This is a genomic window from Bacillus sp. bc15, from assembly GCF_900142585.1.
Taxonomy (GTDB): domain Bacteria; phylum Bacillota; class Bacilli; order Bacillales; family Bacillaceae_G; genus Bacillus_A; species Bacillus_A cereus.
The window spans coordinates 26,314-51,183 of the sequence record NZ_FRBJ01000001.1 but is presented as its reverse complement, the minus strand read 5'-3'; the positions used below and the strand labels follow the sequence as shown (position 1 = coordinate 51,183).

The window sequence follows — 24,870 nt, the reverse complement described above, 5'->3', positions numbered from 1 at the left end:
TATTTTGAAGCTTGCATTATTGTAAGTAGATGAAACTTAAAAATGAACATCAAAAAAGCCAAGATTCTATACTAAGAATCTTGGCTTTTTCTATTACTCTTTTGGAGCAATCATTTTCTTTGGATCTACAATTTCATCAAATTGCTCTTCTGTTAGTAGTCCAGATTGCAACGCTGCTTCTTTTAAAGTTAATCCTTCTTTATGAGCATGCTTCGCAATTTTCGCTGCATTTTCATATCCGATATGTGGGTTTAGCGCTGTTACAAGCATTAGTGAACGATTCACATTTTCATTAATTACTTCTTCATCTGCTTCAATACCAACTGCACAATTGTCATTAAACGAAACAATTGCATCCGCTAATAAGTGAGCTGATTGTAAGAAGTTATAAGCAATAACAGGTTTAAATACATTTAACTCAAAGTTACCTTGGCTCGCAGCAAATCCGATTGTTGCATCATTCCCCATCACTTGCGCTACAACCATCGTTAATGCTTCACTTTGCGTTGGATTTACTTTACCAGGCATAATAGAGCTCCCTGGTTCATTTGCTGGAATAATAATTTCTCCAAGACCACTACGTGGACCACTTGCAAGCCAACGTACATCGTTAGCAATCTTCATTAGATCCGCAGCTAATGCTTTTAATGCACCGTGAGTATATACAACTTCATCATGGCTCGTTAATGCATGGAACTTATTTGGTGCAGAAACAAATTGTTTACCTGTAAATTGACTAATTTCCTCTGATACCATCTCACCAAATTTAGGATGAGCATTAATACCTGTTCCAACCGCAGTTCCACCAATTGCTAACTCTTTCATATATGTATTGCTCTCTGCAATCATACGCTCTGTTTTTTCAAGCATACGGTGCCATCCGCTAATTTCTTGCCCTAAAGTTAACGGCGTTGCATCTTGTAAATGTGTACGACCAATTTTTATAATATGTTCAAATGCAGTTACTTTTTCTGCTAAAGTTTCTTTTAATTTCGTAATTGCTGATAATACGTGATTTTCTACTGCGATTACACAAGCTACATGAAGCGCCGTTGGAAATGTATCATTTGAACTTTGTGACATGTTCACATCATCATTCGGATGAATATGTACGTCAGATCCCTTCTCTTTCAAAATTTGATTCCCACGATTTGCAATTACTTCATTCACATTCATGTTTGACTGTGTACCACTACCTGTTTGCCATACGACAAGCGGAAAATGTTCATTCCATTTCCCTGCAATCACTTCATCCGCAGCTTCTACAATTGCTTCTGCTTTTTCTTCTGATAGCTTTCCTAATTTTTGATTGCTAAGCGCTGCACTCTTCTTTAAAATTGCAAATGCTTTTACAATTTCAAGCGGCATTTGCTCTGTTCCAATTGGAAAGTTTTCTTTACTACGCTGTGTTTGTGCTGCCCATAATTTATCAGCTGGAACTTTTATTTCTCCTAATGTATCTCTTTCAATTCTGTACTCCATGTTTTCATCCCCTTGAAAATATAATACCTACATCTCTTATAATAACAGACTTTCTCTTAAATGATAAGAATTCTCACTCTTATATATAGATATTCTATATTTATTTTAAAAAATTCCTCTTGACCTAAACTTAAGTTTAGGCTGTATCCTTTCCATTGTAACCTACTATAACACTACTGGAGGAATTCAATATGAAAAAATATGCTTTTATAACAGGTGCGAATAAAGGAATTGGATATGAACTTGTTCGTCAATTAGCAGAAAAAGATTATCACGTATTTTTAGGTGCTCGTAATGAACAACTTGGACAACAAGCCTTAGAATCTTTAAATGTTTCAAACGTTTCCTATATTCAAGTAGATATTTCAAATTCACAATCCATTCAAGAAGCAACAAAGAAAATTTACGAAACGACTGACCACTTACATTTATTAATTAATAACGCAGGCATAGCGCTAGACTTCAATACGCTACCTAGTGAATTAAATATTGAAACTTTACGCCAAGGATTTGAAGTTAACTTTTTTGGAACTTTCCAAATGATGCAAGCCTTTTTACCATTATTAAAGAAATCAAGCAACAGTAAAATCATAAATGTAACAACTGACATGGCCTCACTAACAATGTTTGCTAATGGTGAAACACATCCAATTAATACACTAGGATATAATTCTTCCAAAACAGCTATTAATGCTTTAACATTAGCTTTTAGTAAAGAATTTGCCACTAACGGTCCAGAAGTATTTGGAGTAACTCCTGGTTTTACAACTACGGATCTTAATGGAAATTCCCCCGGTGGCCATACAACCACTGAAAGTGCTAAAATTATTATTAAATATGCATTAAATGAAACAAACTATAATGGTAAAATACTTAACAAAGATGGCATTATACCTTGGTAATAAAAGGATGAATGATATGTATTATACAATTGGGCAAGTCGCCAAAATGCAACACTTAACTATTTCTCAAATACGTTATTACGATAAACAAGGACTGTTTCCTTTTCTACAAAGAAACGAAAAAGGAGATCGAGTTTTTGATGAAGAAGCACTGAAATATTTAGAGATGATTTTGTGTTTAAAAAACACGGGTATGCCAATTCAAAAAATAAAACAATTTATCGACTGGTCTATGGAAGGAGAATCTACCATCCTTCAAAGGTTAGAATTAATGAAACAACAGGAGACCAATGTCTTACAGCTCATTCAAGACACTGAAAAAAACTTAAAAAAGATACAACAAAAAATTGCTAAATATGAGAATGAAATAACTTCAGCAAATGCTATTAAAAAATAAAAAAATCACCTTCTACATATTGTAGAAGGTGATTTTTATTTTATGATGCTTGCTTTCCTTTATCTGCATCATCTACATACCAGATGAATTTGCCTGTATATCCATAAATAACTGCTAAAATTAACGATACGAAACTTAACCACATAAACGGAACATATGAGAACGTTGCTACACCTAAAATACCAGCCATAAAAATACCATTATCAGACCATGGAACCATACCTGAAGTTAACGTTCCACCTACTTCTGAGTTACGCGCTAATACACGACGGTCTATTTTTAATTTATCATAGCTATCTTCCATAATTTTTGGTGTTAAAATTAGTGATACATACATCGCACAACCAAATATATTAGCTAAGAATGCCACGATTAATGTAGACAATGTTACATTACCTGCAGAATTTAATTTCTTCTCAAATTTTGATACGATCACTTTTAAAACACCTAGTTTTTCAAGTAATCCACCAAATCCTAAACCGAAAATAATAACGGCTACTGAGCCAAGCATGCCGTTAATTCCACCACGGTTTAATAACTTGTCAACAAACTCAACACCAGATTGAATGGAGAATCCGTTATAAGCTGTTCCAATCGCCTCTCCAAAGTTCATCCCTTGGAAAAGAGTTGCCCAAATTGCACCAATTAAAGCTCCCATTGCAATTGTTGGCATAGACGGTTTCTTCATCGCTAATAGAACGATAACAATGACCGCCGGAACAAGCATCCATATTTTAATATCAAATTGCTTTAATAAAGCTTCTTTTAAAAATTCTACTCGATTCAAATCTACATTATCGCCGCCATACATCCAACCAGCTACAGTAAACATAATACTAGTAATAATATAAGCCGGAACATCTAATACGAGCATAGCTCGAACGTGGGCAATAACATCTACTTTCGCCATAGAAGCTGCAAGAACTGTGCTATCAGAAAGTGGTGATAATTTGTCGCCGAAATAAGCTCCTGAAAGAACTGCACCAGCAACAAGCGGAAGTGGTAAACCAAGTCCTTCACCAATCGCCATCATAGCAATACCTGCTGTTCCCACTGTTCCCCAAGACGTTCCTGTTGCGATAGAAGTTATAGAACAAATAATTAATGTTGCTAATAGGAATATGCTAGGGTGAATAAATTCTAATCCATAATAGATTAATGTTGGTACTACCCCACCAGCAATCCATGTTCCAATTAAAGCACCTACTGCAACTAAAATCAGTATTGCTTCTAATCCGTTAGAAATCCCTTTCGTAATTGCATCTTGCAATTCTTGATAACGAAATCCTAATCTTAATCCAAGCGCAATTACTAAAAACCATGAAATAAATAGCGCTAATTGAATTGGGAGATCAAAAATCGTTTGGAAGGAAAAGACAACAGCAAGAAATAGTAATAAAAGAACTATGATTTCTAGCATCGATGGTAATCTTACACTTTTCATTTTTTTCTCTCCTTACAAGTCGATAACATGACGTATGTCGTCTTACATGTATGTAATATACAATTAGCGAAGACAAAACAAAATTTTCATATTATTTCGATTTATTTTTCCAGTATAATATATTCACAACCCTTTCTATTGTAAAAGTAGATTACGTTTTTCGCAATGAAAAATATAAAAAATGTTGTATTTTTATTTATCCCGATATTTTCGGTCAATAAGACCCTTGTATCAAAATTTAGTAAGTGCAAAGTACCTAGTTAAGAAATTAACTACTGTAAAATCCCGGATTGATATGAACGTATTAAAGCTTCACTTTATTTACAAGGAACAATCCCATACTAACTTTTTTAATATTTGCTGCAACAAAACTTTTTACAACTATCTTCACTTTTTAATTCACACCATTATTTTCTACATAAAAAATAGGGCACACATCATTAAAATGATGCATGCCCTATCTTTATTTATACATATTTTGTATTTCTTCTTTATTTTTAAGTATTTCCTCAAACTTATCACTACAACCCTTTGGAAATAACACTCCCAGTCCATATGAATGTGCAAATTGAAAATGAGGGTACTTCGCTTTTACCTCATCCCAAAACTTATACACGCCGAAATCACCACTTCTAACTTCAATATCATGAAATAATACAATACCGTTTTTCGCGACTTTCGGTAGCCATGTATTATAATCGTGAGAAACAGCTTCATACGTATGATAGCCATCAATATGCAAAAGATTTATCGTTTCATCTTGAAACCGGTCTACAGCATCATCAAAAGTAGATCGAATTAAATTTCCTATATTAAGGTAGTTATCGCTCACTACTTTTTCTACTATTTGAAAAACCCCTTCTCCATATGGACCTGTATGCCCATCTCCAGCCCAAGTATCTACTGCAAAGCATTTAGTCGATAACCCTCCATCTTTTACTCCCTGACAAAAACTAAAAAAGGAAGCTCCTAAATGTGTACCTAACTCAACTAAAGTTTCTGGTTTTTCAAATCGTACTAAGTCATATGCAAAATCTAAATGTCCACTCCACGCAGATTGTGACCGAATAATAGGACTAAATGTTTCAAATTCAAATGATGGTTTATGAGTAACCCAGTTCATCGCATAACTCCTTCTGCACATATTTTTAACAAACCAAATTACTCTTATCTTTATTTTTTTATCGCCTTGATTATGATTCTATTTCATGAAAATATGAAGAATTTATTCTTTTCTATTGAGGTAAAGCATCATATACATATGGGTCAGTTGGCTTATTAATTTTCTCGATTTTGTTTACTTTTACAAGTGGAAAGACTGTTCCTTTATATGTCGTTTCATCTAATAATCCTGTTATTTTCACCCATGTTTCTTCTGGAATTTTTTCAATATTTTTCCCGGTAACAATCATCCCCCAGACTGATGCATCCGCAATACAACAAGTTATGCCATATCGAGCCACTACTGCTTTATTACCCGTCACATCTTTATCCTTATATATAAACCCTAAAAATGTAATTTCTTTCCCTTTAAACCAATTAACATTTTGACCAATTACATTCATTGTTTGAACATAATCCTTATCCTTTACTTGTAGTTTACGCTGTCCTAACATACTTTTTACTACTTGCTCTTCCGTTTTATAAGTCGTTGCTAAATTTGATGTTTCTTCTGAATCAACTAATACTTCTCGCTCATCAAACTTAACCTGTTTCCCCTCTTTTTCGTTTCTTTCCAGACTTCTCGCCTGTACACTTTGATTCATACCCCTTTTTCCTGCTAAACTTCCATCAATTGTTACACTTCCAAAGAGAAAAGCACTAACTATCGGAACAACAAATAAAACATATACAAAGAAACTTTTTATCCCTGATTTTGATGTTGTATGATGTTTACAACAATTACAATCATGCTGTTTTTCTCTTCCATCTCCCCAAACTTGTACAATACCAAAAATTAAAATTACTACAAAAGCTATATACGTAAATTTGATCATTTTTGGAGCGATAAAATTATAAATATTTCCTGTTACAAGTAGTTTAAATAAGAGCATTGCTAAACCAATTAAAATAATGCCACGTATATAGCGATGATACGCCTTCTGCTCCTCTTTCTCCATTCTTTCTCACCTCCTATAACATTATGATTTGCAGGATGGTATACACAGATACAATGACAATTCCCATCAAAAAGAATACAAATTTCTTTTGAAAATACGCAAATAGCATTAACGTATTTTTCATATCAAGCATAGGCCCAAACACAAGAAATGCGAGAAGTGCCTTTACCGAGAAAACATGTCCAAAAGATGCAGCTATAAAAGCATCGGCTGCAGAGCAAATTGATAAAACATAACCAAATCCCATCATAATAAAAGGGGCAATTACTTCGTTATGTGCTACTGCATCCAGTATATTCCGATCAAAAAACGTCTGAAATACACTTGCTAAAAAAGCACCTATCAATAAATATTTACCAGTATCAAAAAACTCATCTACAATGTGATTCATAACATCTTTCCAACTCTTTTTTTTGCTTATTTGAACTGAAACCTCTACGTCTTTTAAAACATTTCTTTCGCGATAGCAGTAATACACAATTAGCCCTATGAATAGAGCAACTAAAATTGTTATCCCAAAGCGTGCATATACAACGTAATCATTTTTGGGAAACGCATATACAGTAGATAAAAGAACAACTGGATTCATAATGGGTGCACTCAATAAAATAACAATGCCTACATGAAGTGGTAGCCCTTTTTGAATGAGCCTTCTTACAATTGGTATAATGACACATTCACACATTGGAAAAAGAACTCCCACAAATACTGCCGGAATCATTGCAACAATTGGAGATTTCGGCATTACTTTTTGAATCATATCTTCCGTCACAAACACTTGAATAAATGAAGAAACAATTACCCCTAATAAAATAAAGGGTATTGCTTCAAAAATGATACTTAAAAATACTGTATTCACATTCAACCATTCCTGTGGCATATTTTTGTGCAAATTTGCTAGACTTGTAAAATCTACAAAAAATAATAAAAAGAGAAACATAGCGATAAGAGCTATGCCTACTAATTCTTTTGAAACTCTATTAAAGACCAAGCTTCTCGCCTCCATTTTATTTATATGTAAACATGTGCTTGTCCAAATGCTTCATACTACAGCACAAATTTTATAGTCTATTTCTATTCTTAAATCGTAATCATTATGATTTATTATTGATTTTTCTTTTCCTATCGTTTAATATAAAACGTAATCATTACGATTTAAAGGAGAGATCATTTCATGAAAAAAGTACCTATCACTGTATTAAGTGGTTTTTTAGGATCTGGAAAAACTACCTTACTACATCACATTTTGACGAATAAGAATAACTTAAAAGTAGCTGTTATCGTTAATGATATGAGCGAAGTAAACATTGATGCATCTCTTATAAAAAAGGGTGGTTTTTCACGTACGGAGGAAAAACTAGTAGAAATTCAAAATGGCTGTATTTGTTGTACACTACGAGAAGATTTAATGATAGAAGTGAATCGTCTTGTTGAAAATGGTGATATTGACTATATTATTATTGAATCTTCTGGTATAAGTGAGCCTATTCCAGTTGCTCAAACATTTACTTATACAGACGAAGTTCTTAACATTGATTTAACGAGAAATTGTCGCCTCGATACGATGGTTACAGTTGTAGATGCAAATAGGTTTTGGGATGATTTTGCAGACGGAGAAAGTTTATTAGACCGAAAACAAGCAATCGATGAGAATGATACCCGGGAAGTTATTGATTTATTAATAGATCAAATTGAGTTTGCAAACGTAATTATTCTTAATAAAATAGATTTGCTAGAAAAAGAAGATGTGATAGAGCTTCATCATTTACTAAAAAAATTAAATCCTTATGCAAAAATTCTTGAAGCTTCGTTTAGCAAAGTACCATTACAAGAAATTTTAAACACAAATCTATTTAATTATGAAGAAGCTAGTCAATCGGCCGGCTGGATACAAGAATTAAATAGTGAACATCATACACCGGAAACGGAAGAATACAGTATCAATTCCTTTGTTTACCGTCGCAAATATCCTTTCCATCCCGAGCGCCTTATGAATTGGCTAGAAAAATGGCCTTTAGATGTTGTAAGAGCGAAAGGATTCTTCTGGCTCGCATCTCGTAATAATATGATAGGGCTTCTATCTCAAGCAGGTTCCTCTATTACAATTCAAGGAGCCGGTGAATGGATAGCCGCATTACCTGAAACTGAAAGAAATCAAATGATTGCAGAAGAACCAGAAGTATTAAAAAACTGGGACGAGCGATATGGAGATCGAATAACTGAGCTCGTATTTATCGGTATTGATATGAATCGTTCTGTGATTGAACAATCATTAGATGATTGTCTATTAACAGAAAAGGAAATGGGACAAAAGTGGAATACATTTATTGATCCTATTCCGGCTTTTACTTATACTTCATAATAATTAATAAAAGGCTTCAGTAGAATGAAGCCTTTTTATTTTATAGCACTCTTATTTAATAGGTTTGCTTTAATTATAAATACAACTGTACCTAAAACAATTAATATAGCATATATGATACCAACTACATCACCTATTTTTTCTAAGCTAAGCGGTAATATTATAGTAGCAACTCCGACTATATAAGAAAATGCTCCTGAAAGCTTCGCTAATTTATTTTTATCTCCAACAAACGTTTCTTCTTGATATCCTGCCAACAAAAACAACCTCTTTTTCACATGTATTTGATACACTAAAAAAATGATAAGTAACCCAACAAATAAACAAACTAAAAATCCAGCTAACATATACTCCCCCTCCTCTACAATATTTTACTATACATAAAAAACAAATTAGAAATTTCAGTTTATTAATGAGTCATTCTGTGATATATTGCATATTGTATTCAATTTATATTTTTAGAAAGGAGAATTTTAGATCATATGGATTCAAATCGATTAAAAGGAATTATAATGGTCATAATCGGTGCTTGTTTATGGGGCTTGTCTGGTACAGCTGCACAACAACTTTTTCAATATGACAATGTTTCAACCGAATGGTTAGTTACGATCCGTTTACTTATATCTGGAATTATTTTGCTCATTATTTCCTCATTCGGAACGAGAAAAAAAGAGATATTTGGCATTTGGAAACAAAAATCTAATGCTATTAAAATGATTTTGTTTGGTCTATTCGGTATGCTTGCTGTACAGTATACGTATTTCGCTTCAATTAAAGAAGGAAATGCTGCCGTGGCAACATTATTACAATATTTAGCTCCTATATTCATCACTGTATACTTACTTTTCAAATGGAACGTTCGTCCATCAAAAATTGATTTCATTTCAATTACCCTTTCATTAGTAGGCACTTTTCTCTTACTAACAAACGGGTCTGTTCATAACTTGGCTGTTTCTACACCAGCTATTATTTTGGGTGTTTTATCTGGATTATCTCTCGCTTTTTATAGTTTATATTCAAAGGAATTGTTAGAAAAATGGTCTTCCTCCGTTATCGTTGGATGGGGCATGATTATTGGGGGTATTGGTGTAACGATTGTACACTTTATTTCTACAAACGAATTCATTTTATTATCAACTATGAAATATGTAAAACTAAGTACCCTACCGCTCATCACATTTGTCGTCATTTTCGGGACACTTATTGCCTTTTATTTATACTTAGACAGCATACGATACCTGACTCCGAAAGAAACAACATTATTTGGTTGCACAGAACCACTCGCAGCTATTATTTCTTCTGTACTTATATTGCACGTGCCATTTCAATCTTTTCAGTTATTAGGCGCTTTTTGTGTCATTGTAATGGTGCTCATCTTAAGCCAAAAGCCGGATGAAGGGAAACAAAAATTAAAGCTTGTTCATGCAAAAAAGGAAAATATACAATGAAAGGATTGAATTCACTATGCCTGTCCCTCAAAATTATAAAAAACCAGGAAGAATTTCAGCAAAATCACTCGTTTTAAATCAACTACAGAATTGGATTATTGAAGGTGTACTGAAGCCCAATGAAAAAATTAATGATGGGGAATTGGCTGAGGCACTAGGAGTAAGCAGAACACCTGTAAGGGAAGCACTTCAAATATTAGAGCTTTCTGGATTAGTGGAAATGGTACCAGGGCAAAAAACAAAAATTGCTCCTATTAAGTTAGACGACGTATCTATCATTTATGAAACGATGGCTGGTCTTCACTCTATTATAGGAAAGCAAGCTCTTCAAAACATTACAGACGCTGATATTCAACTACTTTCTGAAATAAATGATCATTTTCAGCACTCTATAGAGAAAAAAAACGCAAAACAAGCTTTAGAATTAGATATACAATTCCACAATACAATTTCTTCTATTGCTAAAAATCAATATATTGAACCCTTTCTAGAAAATATGCAACTTCACGTTTTACGTCTTGAATATTTGTTTTTCCAAAACTTTGTTCCAGCAAGTCAATCTATTGAAGAACATCACTCTATCATTCAAGCATTGCAGAAGCAGGACGAAAAACAAATGGAACAAATAATGACTCAAAACTGGCTCCGTCCTATGAAAGAAATACAAAAAATAATTTCTACGAAATAAAAAGAGAGCTGGTTACACAAAATCGTAACCAGCTCTCCTTTTACTAATCTATATAGCTACGCCTGAATATTTGCATAATCTTCCATATCTTCGTACTCTTTTTCCAATTCCTCTAAAGACAGCTCGTATAATTGTCGGTCGCGAATCTTAAACACACCTGCTCCAATTAACTCATCAATTAAATGCCTCTTACGATTTTCAACAGCAAAACGGAGTTGACTACTCATCTTTTAAAAAACTCCTTTCTACGATCATTGAAAATGATAATCTTTATCAATTACCACTTTTGATTATAAAAGATGACTCTTTATAAGTAAAGTAATTTCATGAAATATTTACCTTGCAAAGTATTTGTGGCCACATTATATATATGTATGCCGTGCGAAAAATGTTATGACACTTTTTCTTATCCTTTTTCTTTCATACTTTGCAAGTTGTCTCATCATGATTAAATTCACCATCTATTTCTACTTGAATGGTGACATGTTCTACATGAAATTTCTCCTTTAATACATACGTAGCCTCTTTTAATACACTTTGCGTTTCATTCCCTTTAATAATAAGATGACATGTTAATACTTGAAAATCTGATGTGACAGACCATATGTGCAAATCATGAACTTCTTTGACAATCGGAATATTTAATAACGTACTTTTTACCTCTTCAACATTTATGTGCTGTGGTGCACCTTCCATTAATATATGAACCGTATCACGTGTTACACGCCATCCACTAATAATGACTAAAATAGACACAAGAATACTAGCAATCGCATCTGCAGCAGTCCATCCGAAAAATTTAATAAGTAACGCAGCAATAATCGCTCCGACGGAACCCAATAGATCGCCTAGTACGTGCAGGAAAGCACTTCTTAAATTCAAATTACCTTTCACATCTCCGCCTCTCATTAATATCCAAGCTGATAAAATATTAATAAGCAGACCAAGGACTGCAATAATGAGCATCCCATTACTAGCAATCTCAACTGGTTCTTTAAAACGACGGATTGCTTCAATAAAAATGTATACCGAAATGACAATAAGAACGACACCGTTACATAATGCTGCTAACATTTCGACTCGCTTATATCCATATGTTTTCACAGTTGTTGCTGTTTTTTCTCCGAGCTTAAACGCAAGTAAACTTAAAGCTAAAGATACTGCATCACTTAGCATATGCCCCGCGTCAGATAGTAGTGCTAAGCTATTTGTTACAAATCCACCAACAACTTCTGCAATCATAAAACTTGTTGTTAGTAGGAAGGCAATTAGTAACGCCTTTTTATTTTTTGAATGACCATGATCATGCGAATGTCCCATACTTATACTCCTTTAAGTACAATATCTGTATGTTAGTATGAAACAAACTCCCCATCTTTATCCCGAATCGACTGATTGTAAACGCCCGCTTCCTCTGTATACACACTTCGCTATTTTTTAGACAATCCCTTTTTCTCAAATAAAACAAGACTACTTCTTTTTTATTTTCATATTGTTTACTAATGAAAGAATTTTAAGGAGGTTACTTAAATGAAACGTTTATTTCTCTGTATGGAACGTGAACTTGTTGTAGTGAAAGAACAATATGATAACTATGAAACGACTTACCACTTACAAAATATGCAACCTACCTGTATCGCTGTTGATCCGTTCCACCCAAACCGTGTATATTGCGGAACATTTGGACGAGGTCTATGGTTAAGTGACGATAGCGGGGATTCATGGAGACCAATTGGAGATTCTTATCGTTACTTTGATTTCCCTAAAGAAGATGGTATTTTACACTCCTCTATCACTTCCATAACAATAAGCTCAAATGAACAAGTGAACGGATATGGGGTCGTTTATGTCGGCACAGAACCGAGCGCTTTATTTCGCTCTGAAAATGGTGGTGAAACGTGGACTGAACTTAAAAATATGAAATCATTATTATCTTCTTATACGTGGGCTTTCCCGCCTAGACCTTTTACCCATCACGTACGCTGGATTACAGTTGATCCAAACAACCCTAATACAATACACGTTTCAATCGAAGCTGGTGCTGTTATTCAAAGTAATGATAAAGGGCATACATGGATTGATAAAAAATTCGGTGCTCCTATCGATGCTCATCAATTACTTATGCACCCTGAAGCACCAAATCGTCTTTATGCATCATGTGGTGACGGATTTATGGGCGGACCTGATCGTGCTTATCTTGAAAGTTATAACAATGGAAACAGCTGGATCTCATGTAGTGAAGGACTTGAACATCATTATTTATACAGCATGGCAATTGATCCAGCTGATTGTAATACGATTCTAGTTTCTGCCGCGCCAAGTGCTGATCTGGCTCATCACCGTATCCCTTATGAATCTTATATTTATCGAAAAACGAAAGATACTCCGTTCCAGCAAGTACAACAAGGACTACCATCTGCAATCGGTACAGTCATTTCGATGTTTGCGACAAACAAGGCTGAACCACATACGTTTTACACGTTAAATAACAATGGCGTCTTTCAATCCAATGATAGCGGCGAATCGTGGGAACAACTAAATATTCCGTGGAAAGATGAATATAAAACGCAGCATCCGCATGCATTGCTCGTTACTAGTTCTTAACGAAAAAAAGACTGCCTAAATGGTTTTAGGCAGTCTCTCTTTTATTTCTTTAAATCAATGACAATATCATCTAACACAATATCTTTACTCTTCGCTTCTTTTTTCGGCACTTCTATTTTCTTCTCTTTCCCATTCACATACTCTACTCCACCATGATTTTCAGGTGTATGTACTCGCAAGTGCACGCGAGGTGTAACGATAAGCTTTGTTGCATTTTCGTTTAGTTTTTGGAAGGTGGCACTCCAATGGATATTGTAAGGATCGTTGCCACTTCCCCCATTTCCTTCACCCGAATAAATATTCCCTAAATCATCCTTAACCGTCAATTCAACATCTACACTATCCCATTCTTTCCTCGTGCCCTTAGAAACCTCTTGATTGTAATAAAGAATAAATGAAACTGGCGATATTGCGACCTTTTCCATATTTGCTTTTATACCTTCTTTTTCCGAACTCCCACCAATTGTTCTCTCTTTACTATCCACTGATTTTACAGTTAAGGCGAAATTCCAATTACCTTGTATTGATTTTTTCCTATCTGGCATCTCTATTCTCTCTATATTCCATCTAAAGTTTACTTTGTCCTTTTTATTGCTATCATGATGCGTCGTTGTTACCATACCTACATACTTTTTTTCAGTAACTTTAGTCATTTTACCACTGCCTGAACTACCATGAGCGTCCATTATATCCAATCCACCTAATATGATAGGATCCTCCCCTAAGTCCTGCTCACTTTCCAGTGAATACGTTATAGATAATGTTCTGCCATCAGAAATTACATCATTAATTGTAACCTTAACTCCATTACTCTCTCTCGTCATATTCAACTCAGTCGAAAATTCTTTATAATTTTCATATAACCCTGTTCTACCATTATCTAAAAATCGGAATATGTCACCTACAATTGGCAATCCCCCAGCATATGTAGGAAATCCGATACCGAGTGTTGCAACTGATAATCCTACTAAAATAGATGCAGCAGCGACACCTTTTTTCCAACTTTTCATCTTTTTCTTCGTACGTATCGATTGTTTTACATTTCGTTTTACTTTTTCTTTTTCAATTTCAGAAGCCTCAATTTCTTCTAGTTCTTTTTCGTCTATATCAATATCATTTAATAGTTCATAAATGTCTTTCATATTGCACTACCTCCAAAACTAATATTCGTAGCATTTTGTTGTAGTTTCTTTTTCCCCCGGTACACTCGATTATCAATTGCTGCCCGAGTTAATCCTAACTTGTCACCTATTTCCTCTGTCTTCATACCAAGTAAATATTTCATAATGAACACCTTTTGATCTAGCGGTTCTAATTGATTAATGAGCTTCAATAATTCTTCCCTATCTTCCATAACGATTAATTCGTCTTCTGCTGATTTTTCTGTACTGATATGAAACTCATCTGAAATGATTTCTACTGTTTTAGTCGATTTCCGGTAATAATCAATTGCTTTAAACTTCGCAATCGCTGCAATCCACTTTTTAAAATCGCTCGGCTCTCCATGAAATTTATTTGCGTTATTCCAAATGGAAAGAAATATATCGTTTATACATTCCTCTATGAGTCCATCATTTTGAATTGGAAGTAGAACTTTATGCGTGATCCCCTTTATGAGTGGTAAGTATGTATCGACAACAAATTCTAACGCGTCTTCTTTTTGCCGTTGTAATCTTTTTATAAAATTTTTCTCATTTGATTTCATGTAGCGATTCCCCTTATTGTTTTGTAAAAGCTTTTACACCCTATATAACGTCTGAGAAAATTTTTTCTCTCATCTTTTTTATTTTTTGTATGTAATGGAATACTTTTCCTTAGCCATTGTCTCACATAACTATGCGTTCAAAGAAAATTTTCTCAAGTCTACAATTTGGTTCATGTAGTACACTATTTATATAGTCATTCTTTAACTTGGTGTACATTTTATTTCGTTAATCTACTATTTTAAATTAGGAGATGAGATATGTATGTGTGGAATTACAGGTTGGGTAGATTGGAAAGAAGACCTTTCAAATCAACATGTTATTTTAAAAAAGATGGCAAATAGTATTCAGCATCGTGGTCCGGATGCTGAAGGATTTTGGTTTTCACCTCGCGCAGCTTTTGCACACCGCCGATTAATCGTAATAGATCCTAAAGGAGGAACGCAGCCAAAAACATTTCGTGCTGGTGATTATACGTATGCTCTTACTTATAATGGAGAAATTTATAATTTCCGTGAACTTAGAGAGCAGCTTCAAAAATGTGGGCATGCATTTGAAACCCATTCAGATACAGAAGTATTACTACATGCTTATTTAGAATGGAAAGAAGACTGCGTACGACATTTAAACGGAATTTTCGCTTTTGCCTTATGGGATGATCAGAAGCAACAATTGTTTTTAGCACGAGATCATTTAGGTGTAAAACCACTCTTTTTTACAGAAAGAAATGGCAGTATTATTTTCGGCTCTGAAATTAAAGCATTATTAGCGCATCCATCTGTCCCTGCTGAAATTGATGCGGATGGAATAAATGAAATATTTGGATTAGGCTTATTTCGCACTCCAGGATGTGGCGTCTTTAAACATATTCAAGAAGTACGTGCTGGACATTCTATAACATTTACACGTCATAAAAAAGGAGTTACGAAGTATTGGAATTTAGAAAGTAAGTTCCATACAGACTCTATAGAAGATACATCTTCGCATATTTTATCTATTTTACAAGATACAGTAAAAAGACAATTAATTGCCGATGTTCCTCTCGTTTGTATGTTATCAGGCGGATTAGACTCTAGCGGTATTACTGCACTTGCGGGTAAAGAATTTGCTGCTGAAAATAAAACACTTCATACGTATTCTGTTGACTTTGTAAATAGCGCAAAAGATTTCCAACTGACATTTGCTCGCACTGGTTTAGACGCACCTTGGGTAAAACGCGTTTCTGAACATGTCGGGACAGCGCATCATGATATTATTGTGAATGCTGAAGAATTAGCAAATCAATTATTCGTTCCCCTTCATGCAAAAGATTTACCGAGTGCTGGTGAAATGGAAACTTCACTATATTTACTATTTTGCGAAATGAAAAAAGATGCGACCGTAGCTTTATCCGGCGAATCGGCTGATGAAGTATTCGGTGGATATCCTTGGTTTCATCAAGAAGAACTACTATATGTAGATAAGTTTCCTTGGCTAAAAAATTGGAAAAATACATCTCCTCTTCTACTAAATGAAGTAAGTAACCAATGTAATCTAGAAGACTATATTGATACACGATTCCAAGAGGCGATACTTGAAGTACCTACTCTTGAAGGCGAAAGTAAAAAATCCGCGAAACAACGTCAAATGTTTTATTTATTTTTAACACGATTCCTTCCTTTCTTACTTGACCGTAAAGATCGCATGAGTATGGCTGTTGGATTTGAAGTTCGTGTACCGTTTTGTGATTATAGATTAGTTGAATATTTATGGAATGTTCCTTTCAACATAAAAAGTATTGATAATATTGAAAAAGGCATTTTACGTAGAGCACTACAACCAGCTTTACCTGACGATGTACGCAATAGAAGAAAAAGCGCTTATCCAACTTCACAAGATCCACTCTACTTACAAACAATCCGTAATTTAACACTTGATATGTGTAACAATAAAAACAATCCTATTTTCTCACTTATTAACCATTCCATCTTACTTTCAATTGCTGATCAAAGTAATAAAGAGATTAACAATTTTGAGGCAAGAAGTGCCATGGAGTATATGCTACAAGTAAATGAATGGTTGAAAACATATCACATCCATATTGCTTAACAAAAAGGAGTTCAAGGATAAAAACCTTGAACTCCTTTTATATTAATTAGTACATTGTTTATTATCAGTATCAATAGACCATCCAATAATCGTGGCACAGTCTCTACCTTTCCACTGCAGTACATTTGTTAATACGGGCTCAATCTGCAAGCTATTTCCGTCGTGTAATATTTCTACTAAAGATTGATCATCATCAAACCTTCGTTTGTCACACTCTAAAATACCGTCCGTTGCCATTACAATGTGATTCATTCCTTTTTCTAATCCTCTTACACCTGACGTAAAGCAAGGTGTATTTGCTGCAAAAATATTTTTCCTGCCAATATATTCGTAATTTTTCCGTTTATTTAATCGTCCTTTTCCATTTTTCGTTTTCTCAGAATGGAATAAATACGCGAAACAATCACCAACTGATAACCAATATAAAAATTCGCCTTTTCGTAAACAAATTAAGCAAGCGAGTTCCTCATCATCTTGATCACACTTTTTAATAAATAACTCATCTGTAAATAACGCTAATAGGTACATATGTGTATGATGGAAAGCTAAATGTATTGGATATGAGAATAACTCTTTTAGTTTTTCTTTTCTTTCCGAAATCGCTTCTATTATATAATCTATATTTTTTGTTTTGTGATGTGTATCAAAAATCATAACAAATTCAAATTGTAATTCAGGATCCCACCAAGCCAGCACCGCATCTCCTCGTTCATATGCATCACTCTCTTGATTTCCCCCATATACGCCGACTGAAAGAGGACCACATTTTTCAACATGTATTTCATCTACATACATCTGTTCATGACTAATCCATTTGAATGTATTCACAGCTATCATCCTCTCTCTTGCTAAATGTATACCTTTACACATAGATTACCTTATATTTCAATAAAAATAAACTTTTTCAACATTTTTTATCCAAATAAAAGGATTTTATTTCTAAAACAACGAATATATCTTACTATACGATATAAAAAAGGGGATTTATTATTATGAACAACATTAATCAACATTGGGAGAGCATTTATTATCACTTACGATACGAATACGAGGACAACCTTTCCCACCAAGCAATTCGTATTTTACAAATCGTTTCTCGTGAGAAAGGTATAACAATTGGAAAAGTCGCTACTGAGCTTAGTCTTTCTCATAACACAGCGTCTGAACACATAAAGCGCCTTATTCAAAAGGGCTTCATCATTAAAGAGCGAAATAAAAAAGATGAAAGAGTTGTAAATCTTACATTAACAATTGAAGGAATTGAAGTATTAGAAAAACATACTTTACTAGATAAAGAAAAGATAAAAATATTAGAATTACAGTTATCAAAAGAAGAACAACAATTAATTGAAAAAGCATTTTCGTTATTAGCGAAGGAGGCAAAATATGCATTTCCTCGTTAAAGTAATCGTTTCGGCACTTATTATCGGCATTATCACTGAAGTCGCTAAACATTACAGTACGATAGGTGGCTTTATTGCTGCCCTTCCTCTCGTGAGTTTACTTAGTTTATTTTGGATTTCATTCGAAGGCGGAAATAAACAAGAATTGAGTCAATTTGCTTTAGGGGTATTATATGGATTCCCCGCATCAGCACTACTATTATTTATTGTCTATATTGGTTTAAAAAATTCATTTACACTTAGTACATCTGTCCTACTTGGTATAGGTGTTTGGTGTATCGTTTTTGCTTGTCAAAAATTATTTCAAGCTTAGGAGGAATTAACATTCATAAATTTGTAGAAATAATGGGGCAAAATATGAAGTACATATAAAAGGAGATGGTAAACAAACTGTAGTCATTCAAACTGGAATGACTTGCTCATTTTATGATTGGTTTCCTATTATAGAAAAGCTTTCAGAGCATTTTACAGTTGTTTCATACCATCGCCCAGGTTACGGAAAAAGTGATTTAGGCAATCAGCCGCGTACAATAAGGCAAGTTACAAAAGAGCTACATATGTTACTAAACAAACTAGCTATTCAAGAACCATTTATTCTAATCGGTCATTCCTATGGAGGATTATGTGCACAACATTTTGCGATGTTACATGAAGATAAGCTGCAAGCACTTATTTTAGTTGATTCTACTTCGATGAACTTACACCGTTTAGATGAACTTCATTTACCAATTTCTGATCAAACTGATTCTGATGATGTTTGGTTTCAAAAATATAATATATATTCCAAAATGGATGTAGACACACTTTATAATGAACTAAAACCTATTCTCACCGATCAATCAAAACAGCAAATTGAATTCTCTACCTCGCCTTCATTATATAAAGCGACAGCTTCTGAACTATCGGAGTGGAAAAACTGTGCTCTCTCACTAAAAGAGCTATGTAAAACATTAGAAATACCATTAATCGTTATCGGTAGAGATCCTCAATATTCTATTACTCAATTGACTAATGGCGGCATGCCAAAAGAGGAAGCAACACAACTTGAAGCAATGTGGCAAGAACTAATTCACGAACAATTACACCTCTCAACTAACAACCAATATATTCTTGCCGAACATGCTAGTCACGGTATAGAAAATGATCGACCAGATATTATTATTGAGGCGATTCATTTCTTACAAATAAAAAAAGGAAGCAACTAAAGCTGCTTCCTTACTTATCTATTCATAATCTTCTTCATCATCGATTTCTTCGTAATATGAACTTCCATTACTTACATATATAGGGCCATTCGCAACATCAATACGTAGTACCCACGCCCATGGCACAGCTAAACGTTTATGTATCGCTCGCCAAAAGCTCATTGATTTTCTTTCGTACTCCTGGAACTCCTGAAGTAACTCTTTGTAGGAGGAACCGTCTAACTGAATATTTGCTTCTAACAAACGAGAATGGGCATAGTACTGTAACTCTAGTTCAGCAGCAATTTCCATTTCTTCTTCCGTTGCCATACCAATAATTGTTCCATCTTCTGGTGCAATTTCATATACGTTTTGAACTTCAATAAGCCCTTCTTTCTCTTTCTCAAACATGTAAACAGCCTCCTTTAACATATATTTTTTATGTTACAAAGTCATACTTCTACAATAACTTCTCTCTTTCCTCTTTTTTTGATAAACTTTTACAAAATATTTAACCGATGACCTGTTTTCTCTATTCTTTCAGCAGAAATGAAACGATTTTTATCAAAATTTAATTGATACACATCAGGCATATGAAGTGTTTTCCAAAACTCTAAATCATATTTCGAATTAAAATAATTCATGAGTAATACCATAATATTTCCATGCGTACCTATTACAATATTCTTACCTTCATATTGTTTTAATATATTTTGCATACATATTACAGCGCGCCTTTGTGCGACATCATTCGATTCTCCGCCTTCGTATGCAAAACTCCAATCTTCCCACACATTCTGCATAGCATCATTAAAATTTGATACCGGTTCTGTGCTCAATAATCTTTCACGCAAATCTTCTTCTGTTTGTATTAATAATTTATATGTATTCGCAATTCCTTGTACAGTTTGGATTGCTCTTTTATATGGGCTAGAAATCACAACATCAATATGTTTATCTTTTAATAAGCGTGTTACATTCTCTGCATCTAAGTACCCTTTTTCAGATAAAGGTCGCTCCCGTTCTTCTTTTGTATAGGTAGAATGGGCATGGCGAACGAAATAGATTGTTGTCATTTTTCAACCTTCTTTCTTATTTTCAATTTATATTCAATAACAAGATTGGAAAATCCTGTATTAAAAAAGAGCACTTTGCATAAGCGCTCTTTTGTTTACATAATAAAATTATTTCATTATAATTTATTTCTGAATTCCTCACTTATGGCAATATCTCGAATAAAGTAATCCATATTACTTAGAAGTTTTTCAAATGCTTTTTCACTCAAATTGTTCATCATAAAGACAATCTCAATCTTATTCCCTTTTTTATCAGTACCATAGAAACTATTTGTTAATACAAATGCCGTAGAACCACCTTTCTGTCCAGCAAATTCGAACATACCCTCTCCTACGGTTCCTTTAAATATATTCTCAATCTCACCTTGCATTTGTGGTGTAAAATAATTTCTGCTATTTATCTTTTCCAGTAAACTCATGTAATCCTTCGCATTTGCACCTATAAACCGATCTGACCAAATACGTTGAAAGTCCATATCGGCTTTTAACGATATCTCGCGTTTTGTCCATTCTTTCTCGTCTTTCATCCATTCATGTATTTGCCATACATGCTTAACATATTCATCATTAGACATATTACGTAGCTTGTCCAATGCTTTATTTTGAGGAATATGCAGTTCTTTTTCAACATAGCCCCTCATATATAATGCCCCTGTATACGTTGGATAAAATTCATCGTGACTATTTAAGCCTAACTCTTTCAAACTTTCATTTATCCGCGCTGCTCCAAGCTTGTCCAATAAATATGATGTATTCGCATTCGAACTATAATGGATCATTCCTTTCACTACTTCTTCTAAAGAAGTTTGACCACCCTTCACTAACTCTTTAACTTTTACATCATCTAGCCATGCAGGGTGTGCACCACCATCAGTATTTTTCACATAGTATTTTTCTAATTCTTTCAATGAAATTTGCTCGTCTTTTCTTATTTTCCCTTCAGCTACTTGCTTAGCATATTCAATTGCTATAACGATTTTCGACATACTTGCTAGCGGTAGTTTTTCTTTTTCATTTATTGATGTCAATGTTTCACCATTTCTTTTAACAATTAAAGAAGTTGTTTTATCATCCTTATGTTCTTTTATGTAATTTAGCACATAATTAGAGTCTTCTTTGGAATTGACATATTCCTTCACTGAAAAGAAAGCTATACAGCCTACTATAGTAATTCCAGCTATAATTCCAACAACTTTTAATCCCCTCATGATACTCCCCCTAAAATAAACATATTATATATTATACTAAATAAATTTCCCTTTTTAAGTAATAATTAGATTATTTATACAAAAAACACTTCTTTTCTTAAACAACAAAAAAACATGCTTTCATGATGAGAGCATGTTTTGTGATATTCTTCACATTGTTTAGTTGAAAAATTTTACTTACCATGATGTAACATTAAATCACTAAGTTCTTCTTCAATGTGATTTAATTTCGCAACGCCTTCTTTCCATTTATGAATATAACGTGAGACCCCAACGAAAAACAAAACAATAATTGTGGAAAGAATAATACCATATACGATTGCTACAGTACTCATAGTTACACTTCCTTATAATTAGTAATGTGGTTATTAGTTATATTTTTATTATAAACCTTTTTCTTTTAAAATACTTCAATTTCAACTTTTTGTAACAAAATTGATTTTTCTAACATTTCGTTCGTAAAAATGGCATATTTTTCACAAATTATACAAAACTTCACCATATGTACTATTACCATATGAGTTATATTATTAAATAGAATAAAGGGGATGATATACTATGACGACTTGGTTTATTGTGATGTTAGTTGTATTTGGAGCATTTAAAATTATCGTTTCTAGCCTTCCTAACACTGTTATTGAATCCATTATTAGCAAGTACGAAACACATCCACAACTTGACGAAGAGAATGTGACTATTACAATTCACGGAAATAACGTAGAAGGCGAAAAGAAATCAAAAATTATTCATGATTTTAACGAAGGTTTATTTTTAGATCGCTATTATGCACCACCCCATAATGAAGGCACTCCTTTAATTATCAATGCAAAACGTGGTAAAAAAGATTTCACATTTTATATTTACAGTCATGAAGAGCATGTTGATGTTGTAAAACAATATAAAAAGAAGGTAGTTGCTTATAGTTTACGCTCTAAAAATCTTCAAAACAGTGATATGTTCGTATCAGCTGATTTGTATAGTGATAATAAAGTTATTGAATTTTGACTAAAAAAGATAAGAGCCTTACTACATTCTATATGCAGCAAGGCTCTTTAAAGTTGTTTCAAATTATATCCATCTGCTTATGTAATGCTTAAAAAATGAATAATAAAGTTGTTTACTTCTTATTAAACTAACGCCCCCGTTAGTTTAAGTGTAACTCTTCACAATTATTTGATATTATATAGATAAATAGAAATATAAATCAGAATTTAGTTTATAGTTATAAAAATAAGTTATTTATACCCTTATAATTCTTCAAAAAGGAGAGTGTATGAAAAAGACTATTGTTTTTGTATTAACGATATTTATATTATTCTCAGGATTCGCAACACAAAGTTATGCGTTGTCAGATTCGAAATCTGTGGCAATACAAGCATTGCTAGATGATGCCTGTCGTACGTCAGGTGTGCCTGGAATGTCACTCTCAATACTTGCTGATGGTGAAGTGTTCTACTTTTCTTCTGGGTATGCAGATTTTGAAAAGGGACTGTCTGCAAGTGAAAATACACTCTATGAGTTGGCCTCGGTGAGTAAAGCTTTTACTGGTATGGGGATTTTGCTATTGGAAGAGCAAGGGCTGCTATCAATGACTGACCCTATCCAAAAATATTTACCTTGGTTTACGTTAAAGTATCAAGGTAAACCTGTTGATATGCAAAACCTTACACTAAATAACTTTCTTCACCATACCAGCGGCCTAACAAATATTAGACATCTTCAAAATATTCCACAAGGTAATACGCCTGATATGTTGCAAAAGACCGTGGAAACGCTGGTAGATGCAGAATTGGCGTTCTCTCCCGGTGAACAATATAACTATGGAACCGTTAATTATGACGTATTGGGTTTGGTTATTGAGATTATATCACAACAAAGCTATGAAGACTTTATGAAGGAGCAGGTATTTATACCCTTAGGTCTTCACCAGACGTATGTTTATAAAGAAGATGCTCAAGCCACTGGACAGTTAGCACAGGGCTACCGTTCTTCCTTTTTTATAACAACTCCATTTAACGCTCCGGATTATGCTGGGAATAAACCTGCCGGCTATATCATTTCTAATACAAAAGATATGGCGCGTTGGATGGGCATACAGATGGGTATTGTGCAGGACATACCCGAAATATTTCACAGGGCTATCGAAAAATCACATAGGGGTGATATGTCTGTTTCGGCTGTCAATGATATGTATTATGCGGCAGGTTGGTCGGTAAACGCCGAACAAACGTTTATAGAACACACTGGGGGTAATCCAAATTTTAGTACCGAAGTAGCCATACTGCCAAATGAAAGAACAGCCATCTGCTTACTGAGCAACGGCGCAAATACCAATATAAATCTGGTACTAAAAGTTAAAAATATATTAAACGGCAATCTAACTCAGTCATATGAGATAAGCGGCACACAGCTTTTGGACATCATTTTGTCGTCTACCACAATTATTCTTTGCCTATTAGCCGTTCTGTTATTTTTCTTAGGATTAAGAAAAAGGAAAACGAATGAGCAGCAGCCAATGACAAAAAAGAGAACAATCGTAACAATTATTTTCCTAATCGCTACGATTGCCCAGTGTATAATGTTTTTTGCCCTCGATTGGTCAACGATACTTATTTGGCAAACATATAGTGTTCTTACAGCTTTAATTTCGTCAACATTATTAACAGCAAGCATTACTTGGTTTGTATATACTCACCGATTAGATGCCTCGGTCCGAAAATAAGTATAATGTTAAGTAAATAAATCCTAATTTATCGATATT

The 24,870-nt window shown here is 33.9% G+C and carries 28 protein-coding genes; 12 read left to right on the top strand and 16 right to left on the bottom strand.

The features are described from left to right. Positions 1 to 93: 93 nt before the first annotated feature. Positions 94 to 1,482, bottom strand: a complete 1,389-nt coding sequence (fumC, locus tag BUA87_RS00300) for a class II fumarate hydratase (protein ID WP_065228597.1) — start codon at positions 1,480 to 1,482, stop codon at positions 94 to 96. Between the two features lie 191 nt (positions 1,483 to 1,673). Between fumC and BUA87_RS00295 the strand changes: the two genes are divergently transcribed. Then, positions 1,674 to 2,384, top strand: a complete 711-nt coding sequence (locus tag BUA87_RS00295; protein WP_065228596.1) for an SDR family NAD(P)-dependent oxidoreductase — start codon at positions 1,674 to 1,676, stop codon at positions 2,382 to 2,384. 16 nt (positions 2,385 to 2,400) lie between these two features. Beyond that, positions 2,401 to 2,781 carry a MerR family transcriptional regulator gene (locus BUA87_RS00290; RefSeq protein WP_000291861.1) on the top strand — a complete coding sequence of 127 codons (381 nt, stop codon included), beginning with the start codon at positions 2,401 to 2,403 and terminating at the stop codon, positions 2,779 to 2,781. 40 nt (positions 2,782 to 2,821) lie between these two features. On the opposite strand, the gene nhaC is transcribed toward BUA87_RS00290, so the two are convergent. From nhaC to BUA87_RS00270, 4 genes are all read right to left on the bottom strand, one after another. Further along, entirely contained in the window at positions 2,822 to 4,225 is a 1,404-nt protein-coding gene (gene nhaC, locus BUA87_RS00285; protein ID WP_000843992.1) for a Na+/H+ antiporter NhaC, read from the bottom strand. Positions 4,226 to 4,688: 463 nt separating this feature from the next. Further along, on the bottom strand, positions 4,689 to 5,348 hold the full coding sequence (locus BUA87_RS00280; protein WP_001104670.1) for a class I SAM-dependent methyltransferase: 660 nt from the start codon (positions 5,346 to 5,348) through the stop codon (positions 4,689 to 4,691). A 112-nt stretch (positions 5,349 to 5,460) separates the two neighbouring features. Next, on the bottom strand, positions 5,461 to 6,345 hold the full coding sequence (locus BUA87_RS00275) for a TIGR03943 family putative permease subunit (protein ID WP_000409934.1): 885 nt from the start codon (positions 6,343 to 6,345) through the stop codon (positions 5,461 to 5,463). 13 nt (positions 6,346 to 6,358) lie between these two features. Beyond that, entirely contained in the window at positions 6,359 to 7,351 is a 993-nt protein-coding gene (locus BUA87_RS00270) for a permease (protein ID WP_170954601.1), read from the bottom strand. A gap of 168 nt (positions 7,352 to 7,519) precedes the next feature. Between BUA87_RS00270 and BUA87_RS00260 the strand changes: the two genes are divergently transcribed. Continuing rightward, positions 7,520 to 8,707, top strand: coding sequence for a GTP-binding protein (locus tag BUA87_RS00260; RefSeq protein ID WP_065228594.1), 1,188 nt, complete (start codon positions 7,520 to 7,522; stop codon positions 8,705 to 8,707). A 35-nt stretch (positions 8,708 to 8,742) separates the two neighbouring features. On the opposite strand, the gene BUA87_RS00255 is transcribed toward BUA87_RS00260, so the two are convergent. Beyond that, positions 8,743 to 9,054 (bottom strand): DUF3784 domain-containing protein, encoded by a 312-nt coding sequence (locus tag BUA87_RS00255; protein ID WP_061660317.1) that lies wholly within the window; start codon positions 9,052 to 9,054, stop codon positions 8,743 to 8,745. A 135-nt stretch (positions 9,055 to 9,189) separates the two neighbouring features. Here BUA87_RS00255 and BUA87_RS00250 point away from each other — a divergent pair, with 135 nt between their 5' ends. After that, a complete protein-coding gene (locus BUA87_RS00250) occupies positions 9,190 to 10,155 on the top strand; it encodes a DMT family transporter (RefSeq protein WP_071714469.1) in 966 nt (321 codons plus the stop codon). Between the two features lie 16 nt (positions 10,156 to 10,171). After that, a complete protein-coding gene (locus BUA87_RS00245; RefSeq protein WP_002023787.1) occupies positions 10,172 to 10,843 on the top strand; it encodes a GntR family transcriptional regulator in 672 nt (223 codons plus the stop codon). 56 nt (positions 10,844 to 10,899) lie between these two features. Here the strand turns inward: BUA87_RS00245 and fbpA are convergent, their stop codons facing one another. After that, on the bottom strand, positions 10,900 to 11,070 hold the full coding sequence (gene fbpA / locus BUA87_RS00240) for a Fur-regulated basic protein FbpA (protein WP_000098302.1): 171 nt from the start codon (positions 11,068 to 11,070) through the stop codon (positions 10,900 to 10,902). 193 nt (positions 11,071 to 11,263) lie between these two features. Then, entirely contained in the window at positions 11,264 to 12,163 is a 900-nt protein-coding gene (locus tag BUA87_RS00235) for a cation diffusion facilitator family transporter (protein WP_000510039.1), read from the bottom strand. Between the two features lie 210 nt (positions 12,164 to 12,373). Here BUA87_RS00235 and BUA87_RS00230 point away from each other — a divergent pair, with 210 nt between their 5' ends. Further along, positions 12,374 to 13,447 carry a WD40/YVTN/BNR-like repeat-containing protein gene (locus tag BUA87_RS00230; protein ID WP_000825318.1) on the top strand — a complete coding sequence of 358 codons (1,074 nt, stop codon included), beginning with the start codon at positions 12,374 to 12,376 and terminating at the stop codon, positions 13,445 to 13,447. Between the two features lie 41 nt (positions 13,448 to 13,488). Here the strand turns inward: BUA87_RS00230 and BUA87_RS00225 are convergent, their stop codons facing one another. Further along, positions 13,489 to 14,589: a DUF4179 domain-containing protein gene (locus BUA87_RS00225; protein WP_071714470.1), complete on the bottom strand. Its 1,101-nt coding sequence runs from the start codon at positions 14,587 to 14,589 to the stop codon at positions 13,489 to 13,491. Further along, on the bottom strand, positions 14,586 to 15,152 hold the full coding sequence (locus BUA87_RS00220; protein WP_000840007.1) for a sigma-70 family RNA polymerase sigma factor: 567 nt from the start codon (positions 15,150 to 15,152) through the stop codon (positions 14,586 to 14,588). The genes BUA87_RS00225 and BUA87_RS00220 overlap by 4 nt, the downstream gene beginning before the upstream one ends. 262 nt (positions 15,153 to 15,414) lie before the next feature. Between BUA87_RS00220 and asnB the strand changes: the two genes are divergently transcribed. After that, complete coding sequence (gene asnB / locus BUA87_RS00215) at positions 15,415 to 17,238, top strand: asparagine synthase (glutamine-hydrolyzing) (protein ID WP_072938163.1); 1,824 nt, start codon at positions 15,415 to 15,417, stop codon at positions 17,236 to 17,238. A 42-nt stretch (positions 17,239 to 17,280) separates the two neighbouring features. Here asnB and BUA87_RS00210 read toward each other — a convergent pair whose 3' ends face one another. Continuing rightward, positions 17,281 to 18,108 carry a PP2C family serine/threonine-protein phosphatase gene (locus tag BUA87_RS00210; protein ID WP_071714472.1) on the bottom strand — a complete coding sequence of 276 codons (828 nt, stop codon included), beginning with the start codon at positions 18,106 to 18,108 and terminating at the stop codon, positions 17,281 to 17,283. A gap of 122 nt (positions 18,109 to 18,230) precedes the next feature. On the opposite strand from BUA87_RS00210, the gene BUA87_RS00205 reads away from it, so the two are divergent. The 3 genes from BUA87_RS00205 to BUA87_RS00195 are packed head-to-tail and all read left to right on the top strand — an operon-like array spanning position 18,231 to position 19,846. After that, positions 18,231 to 18,641 carry a MarR family winged helix-turn-helix transcriptional regulator gene (locus BUA87_RS00205; RefSeq protein WP_053564811.1) on the top strand — a complete coding sequence of 137 codons (411 nt, stop codon included), beginning with the start codon at positions 18,231 to 18,233 and terminating at the stop codon, positions 18,639 to 18,641. Then, a complete protein-coding gene (locus BUA87_RS00200; protein ID WP_000545616.1) occupies positions 18,625 to 18,954 on the top strand; it encodes a DUF3147 family protein in 330 nt (109 codons plus the stop codon). Before BUA87_RS00205 ends, BUA87_RS00200 begins: the two co-directional genes overlap by 17 nt. Positions 18,955 to 18,973: 19 nt before the next feature. After that, positions 18,974 to 19,846, top strand: a complete 873-nt coding sequence (locus tag BUA87_RS00195; protein WP_071714473.1) for an alpha/beta fold hydrolase — start codon at positions 18,974 to 18,976, stop codon at positions 19,844 to 19,846. 18 nt (positions 19,847 to 19,864) lie between these two features. Here BUA87_RS00195 and BUA87_RS00190 read toward each other — a convergent pair whose 3' ends face one another. From BUA87_RS00190 to BUA87_RS00170, 5 genes are all read right to left on the bottom strand, one after another. Then, complete coding sequence (locus BUA87_RS00190; protein ID WP_000461779.1) at positions 19,865 to 20,236, bottom strand: hypothetical protein; 372 nt, start codon at positions 20,234 to 20,236, stop codon at positions 19,865 to 19,867. Positions 20,237 to 20,325: 89 nt separating this feature from the next. Beyond that, entirely contained in the window at positions 20,326 to 20,901 is a 576-nt protein-coding gene (locus tag BUA87_RS00185) for a histidine phosphatase family protein (RefSeq protein ID WP_065228587.1), read from the bottom strand. A gap of 116 nt (positions 20,902 to 21,017) precedes the next feature. Continuing rightward, positions 21,018 to 22,109: a serine hydrolase gene (locus tag BUA87_RS00180; RefSeq protein ID WP_001214676.1), complete on the bottom strand. Its 1,092-nt coding sequence runs from the start codon at positions 22,107 to 22,109 to the stop codon at positions 21,018 to 21,020. Between the two features lie 173 nt (positions 22,110 to 22,282). Next, positions 22,283 to 22,444 (bottom strand): hypothetical protein, encoded by a 162-nt coding sequence (locus BUA87_RS00175; RefSeq protein ID WP_000108701.1) that lies wholly within the window; start codon positions 22,442 to 22,444, stop codon positions 22,283 to 22,285. A 65-nt stretch (positions 22,445 to 22,509) separates the two neighbouring features. Next, positions 22,510 to 22,626 (bottom strand): hypothetical protein, encoded by a 117-nt coding sequence (locus BUA87_RS00170; RefSeq protein WP_001987133.1) that lies wholly within the window; start codon positions 22,624 to 22,626, stop codon positions 22,510 to 22,512. A 41-nt stretch (positions 22,627 to 22,667) separates the two neighbouring features. On the opposite strand from BUA87_RS00170, the gene BUA87_RS00165 reads away from it, so the two are divergent. Beyond that, positions 22,668 to 23,114, top strand: coding sequence for a YfmQ family protein (locus tag BUA87_RS00165; protein ID WP_029441929.1), 447 nt, complete (start codon positions 22,668 to 22,670; stop codon positions 23,112 to 23,114). A gap of 268 nt (positions 23,115 to 23,382) precedes the next feature. Continuing rightward, positions 23,383 to 24,831, top strand: coding sequence for a serine hydrolase domain-containing protein (locus tag BUA87_RS00160; RefSeq protein ID WP_071714474.1), 1,449 nt, complete (start codon positions 23,383 to 23,385; stop codon positions 24,829 to 24,831). The last annotated feature ends 39 nt before the right edge of the window (positions 24,832 to 24,870 follow it).